Raw genomic sequence first — 14846 nt, forward strand, 5'->3', positions numbered from 1 at the left:
CTCGTGACCGAGCTTCGCAGGCGGCTGGATGGTGTGGACACCCTGCTCGCACTCAGCGAGCTGCCGACGCGCGTCCAGGACGCGGCCGGGCAACTGAAGGAAGCTGCGAAGTCCTACGCGACCGCTGTTCGGGGCCTGTAAAGCGCGATTACGGAGCAGTTGCGATCGAAGGTAGCTTGGGCGCCATAACGGGGACTTGTCACGCCCTGCGCGGATGACTTCTGTCTGGCGAGATTTATGTCGCCCCTTTCACACTGCACCTCGCGGCCCCTGATGGGTGAGAGAAGCGCTGGCAACTACTTCACAGGAAGGCCTTATGGACGAACGGAAACGGGACAGCATGATTGCGTATCTCCGCCACCGCATGGATGGCTTTGGCATCAGCCCGGATGACCTCGCTTCCTTCCTGGCGATCGGGCCTGCGGGATCGGACATGGATCGCTATGGAAGTGCGAGCGGTGATACCTGGAGCGGCCAAGGTGAAACGCCTCAATGGCTGAAACTGGCCATCAGCGCGGGACAGTCCATCGGGCACTTCGAGCTTCCGTCGACAGCACCGACCCAACCGGCAACGCAGTCTGGTGCGGACTGGAAAAACGACCCTTTTGCCGGAAGCGCCCTCGCGCGGTCAAACCACCGCTAGGCAATAGCCTGCCGCCCGGTTTTGCGTTGGCCGTCGTTTCAGCGTTGCCTCGCCTCGTTCGTCAATTAGAAGCAAGAAGAAAAAACGGTCAAGGAGCGCGATTGCAACCTATGCCTGCGCCGGCGTGACCGGCGGACTTTCAGCTGTCCCCGACGTCTCGCCGACGGCGGCATCGCTATCGCTGAGGCCCCCATCCGGCCATGCGCTCATGCCCTCAATGGTATCGGCGATTCTAGCGGAGATCGCGTAGTGCACCATGTGGCCGGCCCCGGGCGCTACGAGGAGCGTGCTTTGAGGGATCGCCCGATGCAGCCGGACCGAATTTGCTTCGGGGTCGATGACCTTGTCATCCGCTCCCGCAAAGATGCTGACCGGCATCTTGAGGTCCGAATAACGGGCACTTAACTGTGCGGCGGCCGGGATCATGAACGCCGCATCCTCAGCCTCGGCTCTGATCTGCACTGGACGGAGCACCATTTCACGAGCGACGGATTCGAAGAAGTCGTCTGGAACTGGCGCCGGGGCGAACATGATTTGCACCGTGCGCCTGAACAGGAGGCGGCCGCTCAACGGCGAAACGGTGTACCGCAGGACGTCACCGAGGATGGGAAGCGCTGCCGGCGCAGCTAGCGCTACATCAGCGCGGACGGTCGGATAATAATAACCGGAGACCAACACGAGGCCGCGCAGGTCTGCGGCGTCGCCGGCCGCCATGTTCAGTGCGACCAGGGTGCCCCAGGAATGTCCGAGTACGACCGGTCGCTTTACGCCGACCTGTGTGAGTGCCTGTTGTATCACCGCAGCTTGGGCCTGTGCGGTCCACAGCCGGTCGCGTGGCCGCCCGCTGAATCCGAAGCCCGGGCGGTCAAACGCGATCACGCGGTGCCGCTCAGCTAACCGGTCGATCAACCCGCTGGCGATGAAGTCTTGCAGCAGCACGGCATTTCCATGCAAAAGCACGACCGCGGGCCCTTCGCCCTTGTCGACATAATGAAGCGGCACACCGTCGACTTTGACAAACCGGCCGACTGGCGGATTATCGCGCTCCGCTTTGCGGGCACGATGTCGAACCCACAGTGCACCGACCGCGGCGGCGGTTGCGGCAGCCGCGAGTGCTCCGATTGTTTTGGCGGGTACAGGAACTTTGTTCAAAGCGCGGCCCATGACTTCTCCAGTAGTGGCGATGGCGGGAGCCGATCCGCTTCGGGAGAAGATGAGCTCGCTGCCGCAGCCTGTAAGTGCTCGATGATCTGGTCTGCGCGGATTAGCGTTCCCAGTATCGTGTCCCCGGTTTTTGCGCAACGACCATGCCGGGACTGGCATCGGTACAGCGGCAGGGCGCCGCGAAAAGCTGTGCCGCGTCGTATACTCTGAGACTCCAACAAAAGGGAGTCCATCATGAGCAAGGCCCATGACGCCAAAAAGACGGAAAAGAAAGTCGCCACCAGAACGCCGAAGGAAAAAAAGGAGGCGAAGAAGCTGAAGAAGGATGCTTCGAAGCGTCAGTGACCTCGCAATGCAACTAGCCGCTGGGTTCGACTCTGGGCCAGCGGCGATCTTGCCAGCGCAAACAGCTACGGTTACTTACATGCACCTGAGCGTCGCCGTGCCGATCGCCAGTTCCCGGCGTCCATCGTGCCGTTGGGTGCGGGCAATCGGATGCTTTGGCTAGCTATGTCCTGCAAAGTCGACTCGGCGAATGACCGCTGTACCCCAATCGGAGACGACGAAGCGCTTGAGCGTTGAGAGGCAGAAATGGGTCGTCAAGCGCCAATGGTGTCCGCTGGACAGCCACAGGTCAGGATTGCGACGAGCTGCCCAAGCATGGCTACGGTTGCAGATGCGCATGCAGACTTCGCCATTGCGATGACTTCTCTTTTCGAAATAGTCGCTTTTCCGGCCGCAACTGGGTCGGTGCGAACCGCTTTCCCGCATCCTGCCGTTCTGCGAATGGTTACAGTTTCATTGCGTTCTACGGGTAGGGCCCCGGCGGGCACCCAAATTCCTCAGGGGATGGGCACTTCAAATTCCTCTATATGAACGGCCCCTTTTGCGCCAGGTTTTCTCATGTTTTGACGAGCAGGATAGGTTGCAGCTCTATATGCGACCTTGTTGCAGCCCATACCGCCGCTGCGGGTCCCCATGAAATCCGCTGACTCGTGCCTCATTCCAGGGAAGAGCTCGAAGCTCGTTGGAATTTCCAGGTTTCACGAGTCCCGGTCTTACCTGTTCAGTCATTACACTTGATTGCCAACGCAACTTTTGACGGGGGCTATCCTGTATCAGAGAGTTTGTTAAAGACAACGAAGCCTCAAGCCGGCTTAATGCTCACGTGATCTTTGCTGTAAGGTCGATCGTGCGCAAGTATGGCCCAGATGATTCGTGCCATCTTGTTGGCGAGTGCGACTGCCGCGACCTTCAGTGGCCGCCGCTTCTTCAGCTGCTCGAGCCATATTCCAGGCTGTTTGGTATTGCATAGAACGCTACGCGCACCATGGATCAGCAACGTTCTCAAATAGGTGTCGCCACGCTTGCTTATACCCAGCAGCTGAACTTTTCCGCCGGTTCCTGTTTGTCCGGGTACCAGACCGAGCCACGCGGCAAACTCACGGCCCGACTTGAACGACCCGGGATCACCCATCGTTGCGACAGCTGCGGTCGCGCTCAACAGACCAACGCCGGGTATTTGAGCTATCGCCCGGGATGCCTTGTCTTCCTTCATCCAAGTCTGCAGCCGTCGTTCGATTTCAACGATCTGCTCGTCGAGCTTGGTTAGGCCTTTCCACTGTTCGCGGAGCGTATCGATCAGCATAGCCGGCAGCCGCTCCGACAACCTGGCCAAAACATCCGGTATTGCCTTGTTCAGCGCGCTGCGAGCCTTGCCCATCACTTCGCCATATTCGGTTAGGAGTCCACGCAGGCTGTTTATCTGCATCGTTCGGAATTTCACCAGTTGCTGCCGCATGCGATGCATGGCGAGGACCGCTTGCTGGCCCTCAGTTTTGACGGCTACGGATTTACGCGGCATCTGCGCTGCCATCCAGATCGCTCGCGTATCTGCGGGATCGTTCTTGTTACCGATGTTGAATGCCTTGACGAACTTTGCGGGCATCAGTTTGACTTGGTGCCCCATTTTAGTGAGAGCGCGAGCCCAGTGTTGAGCGCCGCCACACGCCTCCATCCCGATCAGGCAGGGTGTGCGGTTCACGAAATGCTCGAGAAACGCTGTGCGCTTGATCGATCTGTTGACAACCTCACCGGTGTCGGGATCGATCCAATGCATCTGCATCACGTTCTTGGCGATGTCCACGCCGACGGTCGTATAGTTCACTTTGCATCCTCCGGGTTGCCTGTGAAGATCTCATGATCTTCCAATCTGGGCACTCTGATGCCGTCGGCCCGTGAGGATCCACTCCACTTGCACCTCTGGGCGGGGCCGTTCATATCATTCCACCCCGCGCGCCCGGTTGAGTAGCCGGTAGCGACGTAGCAGGACGTTTATTTTCTTCTCCTTCAGGCATGAAGGAGATTAAGAGGTGAACGTCTTGAAACAGCATCTCCAAGCCACGATATTCACGCTGCTCGAACGCGGGGCAAGTCAGCGCAAGATCCACGAGGTCACGGGGATCGACCGCAAGACGATCCGCCGCTATCAGTCGATCTTTGAATCGCAGCGAGTCTCGGACGAGGCAAATTCCTCCACCGCCGCGCCCACCGACATGGCGGAGCCGGTGGGCGCGCAAACTCCTCCACCACAAACTCCTCCACTTTCGCGCCCGCCGGCTTCTCGGATCGTCGCACCGGTCAAACCGTTCAATTTCGCCCGTTCCGCCAGCGAACCCTATCGCGAGTGGATTGAGCAGCAGATACGCTTGAAGCGCAATGCCCAAGCGATTTACCAGGATCTGGTCGACCAGTTCGGCTTTACTGCGAGCTACGACAGCGTCAAACGCTTTGTGCGCGCCCTCCGGCACGTCGATCCCGAGCAGTTTGACCGCCTCGAGTTTGCTCCGGCTGAGGAAGCTCAAGTCGATTATGGTGAGGGCGCGCCGACGCGTGATCCGAGGACGGGCCGGTATCGGCGCCCGCGCTTGTTCGTCATGACGCTACGCTATTCGCGGCGCAGCTTCCGGCAAGTGGTCTGGAAGTCGAGCAAGCAGGTTTGGGCACAACTACACGAGGACGCCTTCCGGTACTTCGGTGGCAGCGTGAGTTACGTCGTCCTCGATAACCTCCGGGAAGGTGTCATCACCCCCGATCTATATGAGCCGGAGCTCAACCGGCTCTATGCGGCGATGCTTGAGCATTACGGCGTCGTGGCCGACCCGGCTCGCGTACGAGACCCGAATCGAAAGGGCACGGTAGAGAACGCGATCCAACACACGCAGAACACCGCGCTCACCGGCCGGCGTTTCGAATCACTCGAAGCTCAAAACGAATTCCTTATGCATTGGGAGGAGAACTGGGCAGCCAGGCGCATCCACGGCAGAGCCCGGCGGCAGGTCGAAGCTATGTTCCAGGAGGAGAAGCCACATCTGCGGCCGCTGCCGGCCACCGCGTTCCGCTACTTCACCGAAGTCGTACGCACCGTCTGGGACGACACCACAGTAAGTATCGAGCGCAGCAACTATGCGGCGCGCCCTGCGCCCATCGGCAGCCTCGTCAGCGTGCGCATCTACGACACCACGATTGAGATCCGCGACCGGCGCACTCAGGAGTTGCTGCGCACCCATCCACGCCACACGCAGCCCGGTTCACTCGAATTGCCCGAGAGCGAGCGACCGTTCAATCCGTCGCGCCAGACGAGCCTGGCGCTCGCTAGCGCCGGCGACATCGGCCAACGAACGAAGGCACTTTGCCAGCATCTGTTCGACGCCGAAGGACGCGTCGGACATCGCGGCATGTGGGGCATCGTCGCGCTGGCGAAGAAGTATCCCGCCTGGCTCGTCGAGCAAGCCTGCGACCACGCGCTGCATCATCACCTGTATCGCTACCGGCAGGTGCGCACCGTTGTCGAACGGCTGTTCGAACAGGCACTTGAGCGCCTCGATCGGGCGCCGCAGCTCGCCTTGCCGCTCACCCAGGAGCACCCGTTGATCCGGCCCGCAACCGAATACAGCGAGCTCTTCGACGCCGGCGCGCAGCACAGCGCCACATCTCGATCCTCCACGACGGGAGAAACCGTATGACCACCACCTTACCGGACATCGAACGCGCGCTAAGGCTATTGCGTCTGTCAGGCGTACGCGACACGCTCGAGACACGCGTGCTGCAGGCCCAAGGGAGCCAGCAACCATTTCTGGAGACCTTCGCGCTGATTCTGCAGGACGAACTCGACCGGCGACAGTCGTGCCTCATCGAGCGTCGCTACCAACAATCGGGTCTCGAGGAGAGGCTTACCCTGACGGAATTCGACTGGTCGTTCAATCCAAAGCTGCCTCGCCAAGCCTGCTTCCAGCTACACGCACTGAAGTTCATCGCCGCTGGCGAAAACGGTTTAATTGTCGGCAAGCCTGGCACCGGCAAGTCGCACGTGGCGAAGGCCGTCGCATATCAGGCCGTCCTCCACGGGCACAAGGTGCAGTATCTCGAGACCGATGACTTCTTCAACCGTTATGCGCTGAGTACTCAGGAACAACGGCAGGCGCGGCTGCGTGCCATTCTCGATTGCGACCTGCTCGTGCTCGACGACCTGTTCCTCTCACGTACGATCCCCGACGACGCCGGCGCACTATTGCAGACCCTGATCCATCAGCGCTACAAGTTGCGTCGAAGCGTGGTGGTCACCTCCAATCGCGTCGTACAGGACTGGGGCGCCTATCTTGGCGACAACACGATGAGCACCACGATCCTTGACCGCCTTATGCATCATTGCCACCTCCTCGAATTCAATGGTCGCAGCTACAGGCTCAAGGAAGCTGCCGAGGCGCTTGCGCAGAAAACGAAAGAAGGCTAAAACGACGATGTCCTGCATTACGGGGTGGGGGAATTTACGCGCCCATAAGTGGAGGAATTTGAACTGCCCGTCCGGGGGTAGGGCCGGGACGGAATCTCGAGAGTCCGCCGGTTGTCGACATCACATTCGTGGATCAGCAGGGAGATAGGATCAAGGCGAATCCGTATCCGGCGCAATGTTCGAAGGGACCACCTAAGGGCGGATTCTCACACTTTGTTTCAATTTGTTGCATGTCGCGGAAAGCTGCGCAGGTCAAGGCTTTCCGCCGATTACAGGGTTTGTGGTGCTCCCGCTCGGTCGCTGCGTTGGTAAAGGTTTCAACGGAGGCACCGTTAGAAGACACATGCCAGCGAGGAACGACACCATGCTTATCCAGACGAAAGCCAGCGCAGATACGTTGCGTGAAATTAATGTTCGCCGGACGTCCGCCATTGGCGCTGACTACGCCGCCGGCACTGCCCCCCAGACACAAGCCGCTGCGGCGGACAGCTCAGCGGTGACGCTTTCGTTGACCTCTGCGTTGCGCGCGTCCAGCGCAACGGATATCGATATGGACACGGTAGCTTCAATCAAAGCCGCGTTGCGTGACGGTAGCTACAGCATGAATTCGAGCAACATCGCCGATGGCATTCTCGGCATGGCGCGCGATCTGATGCGAAAGGCGCCACGAGAGTAGAGAAATAAGTCGGTATCCTTCGGGACCGACGTGTGACCCGTTGCGGTCACGCGATGGAAAGGCGGGGCCGGTCTATTGGGCCCGGTGCCGACGTGACCGAGGTGCATCACCGTCACAGGCGCGACAAAAGGATTTTTTCCGCTTCCGCAAGAAGCGCTCGTGCGTACTCGGATGCGAACATATCGTCGTTGTGGTCGGTGCGACCGAGAACTACCGGGTTTTCAAGCCGCGCCTCTTCAACAAACGCCGAACGGGCGGCCGCCGAAACGAACGAGACATCTGCGACGATTTTCTCCGCTATATCGTCGACGTCGCCAATTTTGACGCCTTCATCAGACACGATCGTCGCGGTCGCGTTGATGCCACGGCGGGTTTCTAGGAACGCTATGGACTAGGGGTCGATACGAAAAGCCATCCAATTTCTCCATCGGTAGCGGCCGAGCAGGATACTCGGCTCACTACCCAGGGTACCGACGCGACAGTATTGTCAAGGCAGCGCCTGACGCGTTTTGGATGCTCAGTGGGACGTAATTTTGCCGGCAGCGATCGCCTTCGCAAGCTCGTCGGCAAGAGCCGCTTGCACCGACGCATGCTTTTCTCGCACGGCCTCGGCGTCTTTCGTAAGTTCGGGAAGATCTTGGAGCAGAGATGCGATTTCTGCATCGCGTGCGGCGGCTAACTCCGCCAGGTTCTCAGGCCGCAATGCGCGTTCGAGGATTCCCGCGTCAATGCAGAAATGCCTGCTGATTGCCTCGCACGCATGTACGAGCGCGAAAGACACTTGCTTTTCCTCGTCTAAGCCTTTGCCCTTAGGGCAGAAGTAGCCCGCGTACAGAACGTCGCCGATTATCTCCGTTGCAACCCAGTCGGCGAGGTCTTCCTCGAACGCACGCGTGTCGCGGCTGGCTGACGCAAACATGCGGACCGCGTCCGCCTTTGACACCTCGCGCGAGTAGATCTCGACGCGACCGCCTCCGGCCTCCGCGTCGACCCATACCAAAGCTTTATCATCGTTCGACATATTCGCCCCTCCCGTTGGGATTAGAAGAGTTCCTTCTGGGCGAGCGCAAGACCTATCGCTTCGTTTTGTTCCGCCGTCAGATTTCTCGCGTCGACGCGCTCTCGTTGATGATAGATCATCGGTCCATACACGTCGGCCAGTACCCTTGCTCTTGGGCAGACGGCGAAGTCATCCGTCGCCGCTTGGCGGGATCGCCAATAGTTAATGGCGTTCTCAATATCAGTGATCGTGTACTCGTTCATCCTGCTGGCTGCCGTTGCTCGGTCAAACGCGGATGATACTCTTCGTCGCCCCTCGCTTTGTCAGCGATCGGCGGCGGTGATGGTTTGTCGGGCGAGTGGCCAATGGCCGGACGCGCGGGCGTCACCCAACGCTCATTAGGCCTTGAGCGTTGGCGGCACGGTGCTAGTGCATTACTTCGCCTTGCAACTCGATGGCCAATTCCGCAGCCAACGCAGCCTGCACGTTTCCATGCTTTTCGCGGATTGCTTCGGCGCCGGCTAACATTTCCGGATGGTCGTTAAGGAACGAAGCCAGTTCCGCGTCTCTCGCGGCGCTGAGCGCCGCCACGTTCGCGGGCTCTAGCGCGCGCTCCAACGTCTCGGCGTCGACGCCGAAATGCTCGCTGATAGCAGCGACCGCGTGCACAATCGGGAACGCCACATCCTCGTGCGCGTCTTTGCCGCCCTCGACGAAGAAGTAGCCTGCGCAGAGCAGGTCGCCCTTGACCTCCGCTGCGACGCGCGAGGCAAGATCGTCCTCGATTGCTCGCCTGTCGTTGCTCGCGGATCCAAACATCCGCAGCGCCTCTCCCTTCGTCGCTTCGCGCGAGTAAATTTCGACGCGGCCAGTTTCGGCGCGTTCTAGTTCGACGTAAACAATTGCGCCATCGAGTTTGGACATATATCCCTCTTATAAGAAAGTAGTAGAGCGTCGCCCCCGGACGTCAGCCAGGACGTACGCCATGGAGGCAGACTGCGAAATCATTACTTGACGCCCGGCGGGCGCGCTTGTGGTTGATCGCTTTTCGTAACGTCAGTATCGAAGTGCCCCTTCAAGCTGCTCGGCGGGTCTTCAGTAGCTGTTTGATTCCGTCGCGAGTAAGACTGGGGTTTGCTGCCTTCGCCGACACGATCTCCGTCAGTTCGTCGTCCGAGTACGCAGCGAGAACCGCGAGTTCCCCCGCATTGAAAAGCGCCTCCATCTCGGACCGATGCCGGGAGCTGACGAAGCGCTGATAGACGCGCAGGTATTGGGCCGTGGTCGCCTCGGAAAAACCGTAGCACGTTCTGGCGAAGGCTAAAAACACCCTCGCCCCACTTTTCTCAGCCGCAGCCACGCTCGAGCCGTCGGACTGAGCTTTTTCTACACAGCGATTGACCACTTCCTTCTTGGCGGCCAATAAGGCTTCGCCAGCGATAAAAACATTTACTCTTTGCTTCAACACGGGCTTTCATTTCCTCTTTAGTTGCCGTTGCGGGATAGGGGTGTGCTTTCGTATGAAAGGGAGCCCTCACCAACTCTATCGATGTTTAACGGCACGCAAGACGAATTCTTTCGTTTTCGTCCGTGGGTACTGCTCTTTTTTGTTGGTGGCCTGCGCCGCGTGTCATCAGACGGATATGGAAAGGAGGCACGCGCGGCTCGGACGCGACACAGGCCTCCGACGAAGTGTCCGACCACACTCTGTTTTCTTCGCCCTGTCCGCGCTGCTCCAGCGCGATTACTTCTCACGCTCCTATCGGGCTGCGCTTTAACGGACGAGGCTCGCCCGCTCGGCACAACCTTTGCGCTGCCTTAAGTGTCTGCGCGCTGCAGGCTAACCGGGAGACAGGCCATGAATGAAGATCAGGTGAAAGGGGTCGGCGAGAAGGTCAAGGGCAAAATCAACGAGGGCGTCGGCAAAATGACGGACGATCCGGCGCAGGAAGCAAAGGGCGATGCACAACAGGTCGCAGGCGAGGCGCGCAAAGAGCTGGGCGACGCCAAGGAGGACCTGAAAGATGCGGCAGACGACACGTCTAAACCATAACCGTACTGCATGCGAGGTTGCAAACTCAAAAGCCTAACAAAGCGCCGGGAACTCCCCGGCGCCTTCGTTTTTCAGACACGAAAGTTCGGCGACAGCCAAGTGCGGGGCCTTGGCTGCGCGATTACCCCACTCGGCGGGGCTGTGCGCGTCCGAAGAAGTGTAAATCGATACGTTTGGAAAATTAATATCTGAACGGCGGCCGGCGTTCCGCGAATTTGGCGATCCCATCGATTTGAGTCGCGCTTCAGCAGTCGCGCATCCATGCCGTTATGGAGGCATGGACACCTGTGACACTAACCTCCTGGGGGCCTTCGAGCTCCGCATGATCGACGCCGATATCTCCCACATACGACTTGCCATTGAAGCGGTCTTGCAGGAGCCAAATTCGGCTCTGCCGCTTTCCTATTGGCGCAGGCGGCTTGAGCACCTCTTGCGTAGCCGTCACCTTATGCACCATCAGTTCTCCGCGGTAGCCGACTTGCTCAGCAGAGTCGCGAAGATCGACGATGACTCAACCGGCCTCGCGCTCCCGCCAAAACCCTTCGACGAACGGTCTCCCCAACTTCCGAGCCTTCGTTAGGATTTACGTTGGTTAGGAAGCGCCACACGGAAGCAACGCAGATCGGTCGAAAGCGATGAGCTCCGAGGGCAGGGCAAGGTCCGGACCGCGAATGTTAGGTGCACCGCAAAGGGGACAGTCTTAGCGGTCTTGTCGAGTGTCCCAGACGCGAAGAATCGCAATAGCGGTGGGTTCTTCCGCATAGGCGGGCAGAACCTCATAGTGAAGCTCGTAGTGTCCAGCAAGGCACACCCACCGATGCACTTCTCGCGCCGGGGGTCCATCGTAGCCGTCCAGTTCTTCCGCGATACGATGAAAATGGTCTTGACCCAAGCGCTCCGCCTCGTCGAGCAGCGCGTTGACGACCTTGCGCGCGGTAGCCGCGTCGTTGTATTTCTTCACATGCACCGCGATTACGCTTAAATCGGACATCGCTTTGCTGGTTGCGAGGACTTTGACGCTCACGCCTTCTGTACCGGCAATTCGTTGTCCGTGCCCAGGCTATTGGCCCAGGCACGAGCTTGCTCCATTGAGAGCAGACGGCCCGCGGTGACGTCTTCCAGACCCTCCTGAATCAGGCGTCGGGTCTCTGCCTCACGCGCAAGAAACTGCACCAGCGCCTTCTTGATGATCCACTGGCGGGGCCGTTCAAGAAGCTCCGACAACGCGTCCACTTCCTTAGCGAGTTCGACTGGCACCTGTGCCGTCAATGTTCTAGTTTCGATGGCCACGTATGACTCCGACGTTTCCTAATAGACTTTATTGTAAATCAATAGGAGCCTCCGGAGGCGCTGTCGGTACAGCGTGCGACGTGTGCGTCGGTGCGACCGGCCAGTTTCACCGGTGAAACCGACCAAATTTGGTTTCCCCGGGGAAACTTAGTCAGCTCGGCCAACTCATTATCGAACGATCGTTTGATAATGCCTTTTTTGTTAAGTCGGTGCCCTCCTAACGGCTGTCAACGGTGATAATTCGTATTATCCATCCGAATACAGATATTCGAAAGAATTGATCAGTGGTCGGTTTTTGTTGCGCGAAGGAGTGCCTCCTTCCGGGACTATCATTGATTCCGTGCAGATTCCGGGCTAGGGCGATTCCGCCCTGGCAAGGCTTTGCGTCAGGGCTATGCACTTGAAATGCTGGCTCATCAGGGTCCGAAAAATCGCGAGTCGATGATTTGTCTTGCGGATGAAGTCGCGCAGGCAGTCGAAGCCGGCGACGTCGTCGCCTACATTGCGAGCGACCGCTCGTTTAAACAAGGCGATGGTGAGCCAGGTCGGCAATCCGTTGCTGACGAAGATGGTCATGCAACTGCGCGACGACATGCGGCTTTACGGAATCGTTCGTCTGAAGGTCTCAAACGGCAGAAGGAATCCGTGGAAGAGCACTATCAGATGGTGGCCTTCGCCGAAAACGGCGAAGTCGAAAAAATCGGCGCGCTGATCAGCCGCCACATTTTGCGTGGAAACCGCTGTTCAGGTCAGCGCTCGATCGTTTCGAATGACTGCCTGAGGCGTCACTGCGCGTGGCTGCCCTTTTCTTCAGCAGCGATGTGCTCGCGAGATGATGACATGCGGTGCGCCCAGCATCTGTGTTCGATAGCGTCGCCCTGCATTGCGGCAATCGCCGTCGCCCGCACGGGAATGGAGTTGTGGGCGCGCGAGCGCCGGTCTCCAGCCCCGCCGGCGCCGTCCTCGGTGTAACTGTCCGTGTGTATGTGCACAGGACGCATGTCGAGATAAGGCTTCACGTGGCCGTCGGTCCAGACAGGCTAACGATCGACATCTTTCTGGTGTCGGAAGATGAATACGAAATGGCACTGCGCTCCAATCCTTATGCGCGCGACTGGCGAAAGCACTGCAAATTCAGCGCACTTTGTTCGTCGGCACGTATTTCATGCCAGTTGCAGTGCAACCAGGGTCACACTGGGACGACATGCTGCGCACCCGGTTGATCGTCTTCTGCAATCGCCAATGGAAGAACTGGTTATGCCCGTGCATGCGTGGTCAGTATCTCGATCAGGTTTCGACATGGGCCGTTTCCGGCAAGCGCACAACGATAAGCAGCGAGACGACGGCAGCCGCCATTAACAGATAAGCGGCCGATAGGGGGTTGGCATCGAGGTGCATGAACCACAGCGCCGCCAACGGTGTCAGTCCGCCGAGGACGCCAAAGCCAACGTTGTACGCGAGCGAAAGTGTCGTACATCGCAGGTTTCGGGGTAGCATTTCGGCCATGTAGGTCGGCGCGACGCCGACGAAGCAGCCGATGAGCGCCGCGAACAAGCATTGACCCGCTGCGGCGAATATCGGATTGAGGTGATGCATCAACCAGAAAAGTGGCAGCGCGAGCACCAACAGCGCCGTCGCAGCAGCCAGCAGAACCGGCCTCCGTCCGACCTTGTCCGAGAGCGCGGCTGCTATCGGGAACATGCCCATCTGAATCGCCACAGCCAGCGTATTGATGTCGAGCGAGATCGATGCGGGCATATGCACCGTCTGCCGCAAATAGGTCGTCGAAAACACAAAGCACAGGTAAAAGCCGATCGATCCGACTGCATTCATGCCGATCAGTCGCAGCATCATGCGCCATTGCGTGGTCAATGACTCACGCCACGGCGAAAATGATTTCTTCGCGGGCGCCGCGTTGTCGGAAATCGTGCGCCGGAGGTACAACGCGATCGCGCTGATGCCGAGACCGATCAGGAAAGGGATGCGCCAACCCCACGCGTGGATCGATTCGCTGCTCAATACGGTCGTGAGCAGAGCACCGACAGCGGAGCCGGCCAGCGTTCCGCCCGCTGCGCTCATCATCGCCGCACTGCCAACGATGCCGCGCCGACGTCCGCCAGCCTGCTCGACGAGGAAAGTGACGGATGTGCCCATCTCACCGGCAACCGCGAGACCCTGCAGTAAACGCAACAATACGAGCAGCACCGGCGCAAACACGCCGATCTGCGCATAGGTCGGCAGCGCGCCCATCATGAATGTCGGTACGGCCATGCAGACGACGGAAGTCCACAGCGCCGCACGTCGGCCGAATTTGTCGCCGATATGCCCGAATATCAGCGCGCCGAACGGGCGCACGACAAAGCCCACCGCGAACGCAGCGAACGACGCCAACAGTGACATGAAATGGTTTTGTGCAGGAAAGAACAGCGCACCGATGGTAGCCGCAAAGAAGCCGTACACCGTGAAGTCGTACCACTCCATCGCGTTACCAATGGCACCTGCAATAGCACCCCGGTATAGACTACGTTTCGTTTCGGGTCCGAGAGTTGCATTGACAAGCTCCGACATACAGTATCTCCGTTTCGTCAAATGCGGTGCGCTCACGCACCGGCGTCACTAAGGGCGAACAGACGATAACGGTCGAGATTTAGTCGAGAGTTACGGTTAGCTTCGCAGAATCCATCTCGAGGCTGCCGCAAGCCGCATGAAACGCGGCGACCAGGCGTTGAAAAGGGCAAGCGTCGTACATTCCACCCGCGAGCAGGAAAGAGCAAACATACGGAAGAATGTGTTCACTGAGAATCGCACTGCACTCGACAGGCAACATCGCGGTGATGTTGTCGATCGCCATGATGACGATACCTGTTTTCGTGTGGCAGACGGGCGCTGCAAAGCTGGTCGAACCGAATGCCGAGGAGCCGGATTGCGCAAATGCGTCGCTTTGCAGCTTATATCGCCGATCAACCTGGTTTTCGTCTTCGGACCGATCATCTCTTCATTGAGGAATAGGGCATGGCGATGTCCATCGGCTCGCCAATCATCGCTGACGCACCAGACTACGCCACGATCGGCGTCTTCGCGCCAATCATGCTGATTTTCGCGCCGTTGCTGCAAGCCTTGAGCATGGGGTGTCAATACGGCACCAGTACCATCGGACGTGTCAGAAATCTTGTGTGCTGAGGTCGATTAAAAAATCTCAACTGATGGCGGAGGTGAAGCGCTCGCCGA

At 58.9% G+C, this 14846-nt stretch carries 18 protein-coding genes; 7 read left to right on the plus strand and 11 right to left on the minus strand.

Annotated features, from left to right (window positions below):
* The first annotated feature begins 316 nt into the window (after window positions 1-316).
* Complete coding sequence (locus tag AWB76_RS37680; protein WP_061165165.1) at window positions 317-643, plus strand: H-NS family nucleoid-associated regulatory protein; 327 nt, start codon at window positions 317-319, stop codon at window positions 641-643.
* 108 nt (window positions 644-751) lie between these two features.
* On the opposite strand, the gene AWB76_RS37685 is transcribed toward AWB76_RS37680, so the two are convergent.
* A complete protein-coding gene (locus AWB76_RS37685) occupies window positions 752-1807 on the minus strand; it encodes an alpha/beta fold hydrolase (RefSeq protein ID WP_082864631.1) in 1056 nt (351 codons plus the stop codon).
* A 1147-nt stretch (window positions 1808-2954) separates the two neighbouring features.
* Window positions 2955-3974 (minus strand): IS110 family RNA-guided transposase, encoded by a 1020-nt coding sequence (locus tag AWB76_RS37690; protein WP_061165166.1) that lies wholly within the window; start codon window positions 3972-3974, stop codon window positions 2955-2957.
* 205 nt (window positions 3975-4179) lie between these two features.
* Here AWB76_RS37690 and istA point away from each other — a divergent pair, with 205 nt between their 5' ends.
* From istA to flgM, 3 genes are all read left to right on the plus strand, one after another.
* Window positions 4180-5832 (plus strand): IS21 family transposase, encoded by a 1653-nt coding sequence (istA, locus tag AWB76_RS37695; protein WP_061165167.1) that lies wholly within the window; start codon window positions 4180-4182, stop codon window positions 5830-5832.
* On the plus strand, window positions 5829-6599 hold the full coding sequence (gene istB / locus AWB76_RS37700) for an IS21-like element helper ATPase IstB (protein ID WP_061165168.1): 771 nt from the start codon (window positions 5829-5831) through the stop codon (window positions 6597-6599). Before istA ends, istB begins: the two co-directional genes overlap by 4 nt.
* A gap of 364 nt (window positions 6600-6963) precedes the next feature.
* Window positions 6964-7275 carry a flagellar biosynthesis anti-sigma factor FlgM gene (gene flgM, locus AWB76_RS37705; RefSeq protein ID WP_063936450.1) on the plus strand — a complete coding sequence of 104 codons (312 nt, stop codon included), beginning with the start codon at window positions 6964-6966 and terminating at the stop codon, window positions 7273-7275.
* Window positions 7276-7387: 112 nt separating this feature from the next.
* On the opposite strand, the gene AWB76_RS37710 is transcribed toward flgM, so the two are convergent.
* The 5 genes from AWB76_RS37710 to AWB76_RS37730 form a co-directional block, all read right to left on the minus strand.
* The gene (locus AWB76_RS37710; RefSeq protein ID WP_061165170.1) at window positions 7388-7615 is read right to left on the minus strand and encodes a hypothetical protein; all 228 of its coding nucleotides are present in this window, start codon (window positions 7613-7615) and stop codon (window positions 7388-7390) included.
* A gap of 177 nt (window positions 7616-7792) precedes the next feature.
* Entirely contained in the window at window positions 7793-8296 is a 504-nt protein-coding gene (locus AWB76_RS37715) for a hypothetical protein (protein ID WP_061165171.1), read from the minus strand.
* A gap of 20 nt (window positions 8297-8316) precedes the next feature.
* On the minus strand, window positions 8317-8538 hold the full coding sequence (locus tag AWB76_RS37720; protein ID WP_061165172.1) for a DUF3717 domain-containing protein: 222 nt from the start codon (window positions 8536-8538) through the stop codon (window positions 8317-8319).
* Window positions 8539-8701: 163 nt separating this feature from the next.
* A complete protein-coding gene (locus tag AWB76_RS37725) occupies window positions 8702-9199 on the minus strand; it encodes a hypothetical protein (RefSeq protein WP_061165173.1) in 498 nt (165 codons plus the stop codon).
* 151 nt (window positions 9200-9350) lie between these two features.
* The gene (locus tag AWB76_RS37730) at window positions 9351-9743 is read right to left on the minus strand and encodes a hypothetical protein (RefSeq protein ID WP_157696327.1); all 393 of its coding nucleotides are present in this window, start codon (window positions 9741-9743) and stop codon (window positions 9351-9353) included.
* A gap of 390 nt (window positions 9744-10133) precedes the next feature.
* Between AWB76_RS37730 and AWB76_RS37735 the strand changes: the two genes are divergently transcribed.
* The gene (locus AWB76_RS37735; RefSeq protein ID WP_061165175.1) at window positions 10134-10328 is read left to right on the plus strand and encodes a CsbD family protein; all 195 of its coding nucleotides are present in this window, start codon (window positions 10134-10136) and stop codon (window positions 10326-10328) included.
* A gap of 700 nt (window positions 10329-11028) precedes the next feature.
* Here the strand turns inward: AWB76_RS37735 and AWB76_RS37745 are convergent.
* Both AWB76_RS37745 and AWB76_RS37750 read right to left on the minus strand, forming a co-directional pair.
* A complete protein-coding gene (locus tag AWB76_RS37745; RefSeq protein WP_061165177.1) occupies window positions 11029-11352 on the minus strand; it encodes a type II toxin-antitoxin system RelE/ParE family toxin in 324 nt (107 codons plus the stop codon).
* The gene (locus AWB76_RS37750; protein ID WP_061165178.1) at window positions 11349-11618 is read right to left on the minus strand and encodes a CopG family ribbon-helix-helix protein; all 270 of its coding nucleotides are present in this window, start codon (window positions 11616-11618) and stop codon (window positions 11349-11351) included. Before AWB76_RS37750 ends, AWB76_RS37745 begins: the two co-directional genes overlap by 4 nt.
* 441 nt (window positions 11619-12059) lie before the next feature.
* On the opposite strand from AWB76_RS37750, the gene AWB76_RS39940 reads away from it, so the two are divergent.
* Window positions 12060-12590 carry an FCD domain-containing protein gene (locus AWB76_RS39940; protein WP_244173690.1) on the plus strand — a complete coding sequence of 177 codons (531 nt, stop codon included), beginning with the start codon at window positions 12060-12062 and terminating at the stop codon, window positions 12588-12590.
* 315 nt (window positions 12591-12905) lie between these two features.
* On the opposite strand, the gene AWB76_RS37770 is transcribed toward AWB76_RS39940, so the two are convergent.
* Complete coding sequence (locus AWB76_RS37770) at window positions 12906-14186, minus strand: MFS transporter (protein WP_063936449.1); 1281 nt, start codon at window positions 14184-14186, stop codon at window positions 12906-12908.
* Between the two features lie 79 nt (window positions 14187-14265).
* A complete protein-coding gene (locus AWB76_RS37775; RefSeq protein ID WP_061165183.1) occupies window positions 14266-14469 on the minus strand; it encodes a hypothetical protein in 204 nt (67 codons plus the stop codon).
* A gap of 161 nt (window positions 14470-14630) precedes the next feature.
* Between AWB76_RS37775 and AWB76_RS41400 the strand changes: the two genes are divergently transcribed.
* A complete protein-coding gene (locus AWB76_RS41400) occupies window positions 14631-14798 on the plus strand; it encodes a hypothetical protein (protein ID WP_157696329.1) in 168 nt (55 codons plus the stop codon).
* Window positions 14799-14846 lie beyond the last annotated feature (48 nt).

This window comes from Caballeronia temeraria (assembly GCF_001544795.2).
Lineage (GTDB): Bacteria > Pseudomonadota > Gammaproteobacteria > Burkholderiales > Burkholderiaceae > Caballeronia > Caballeronia temeraria.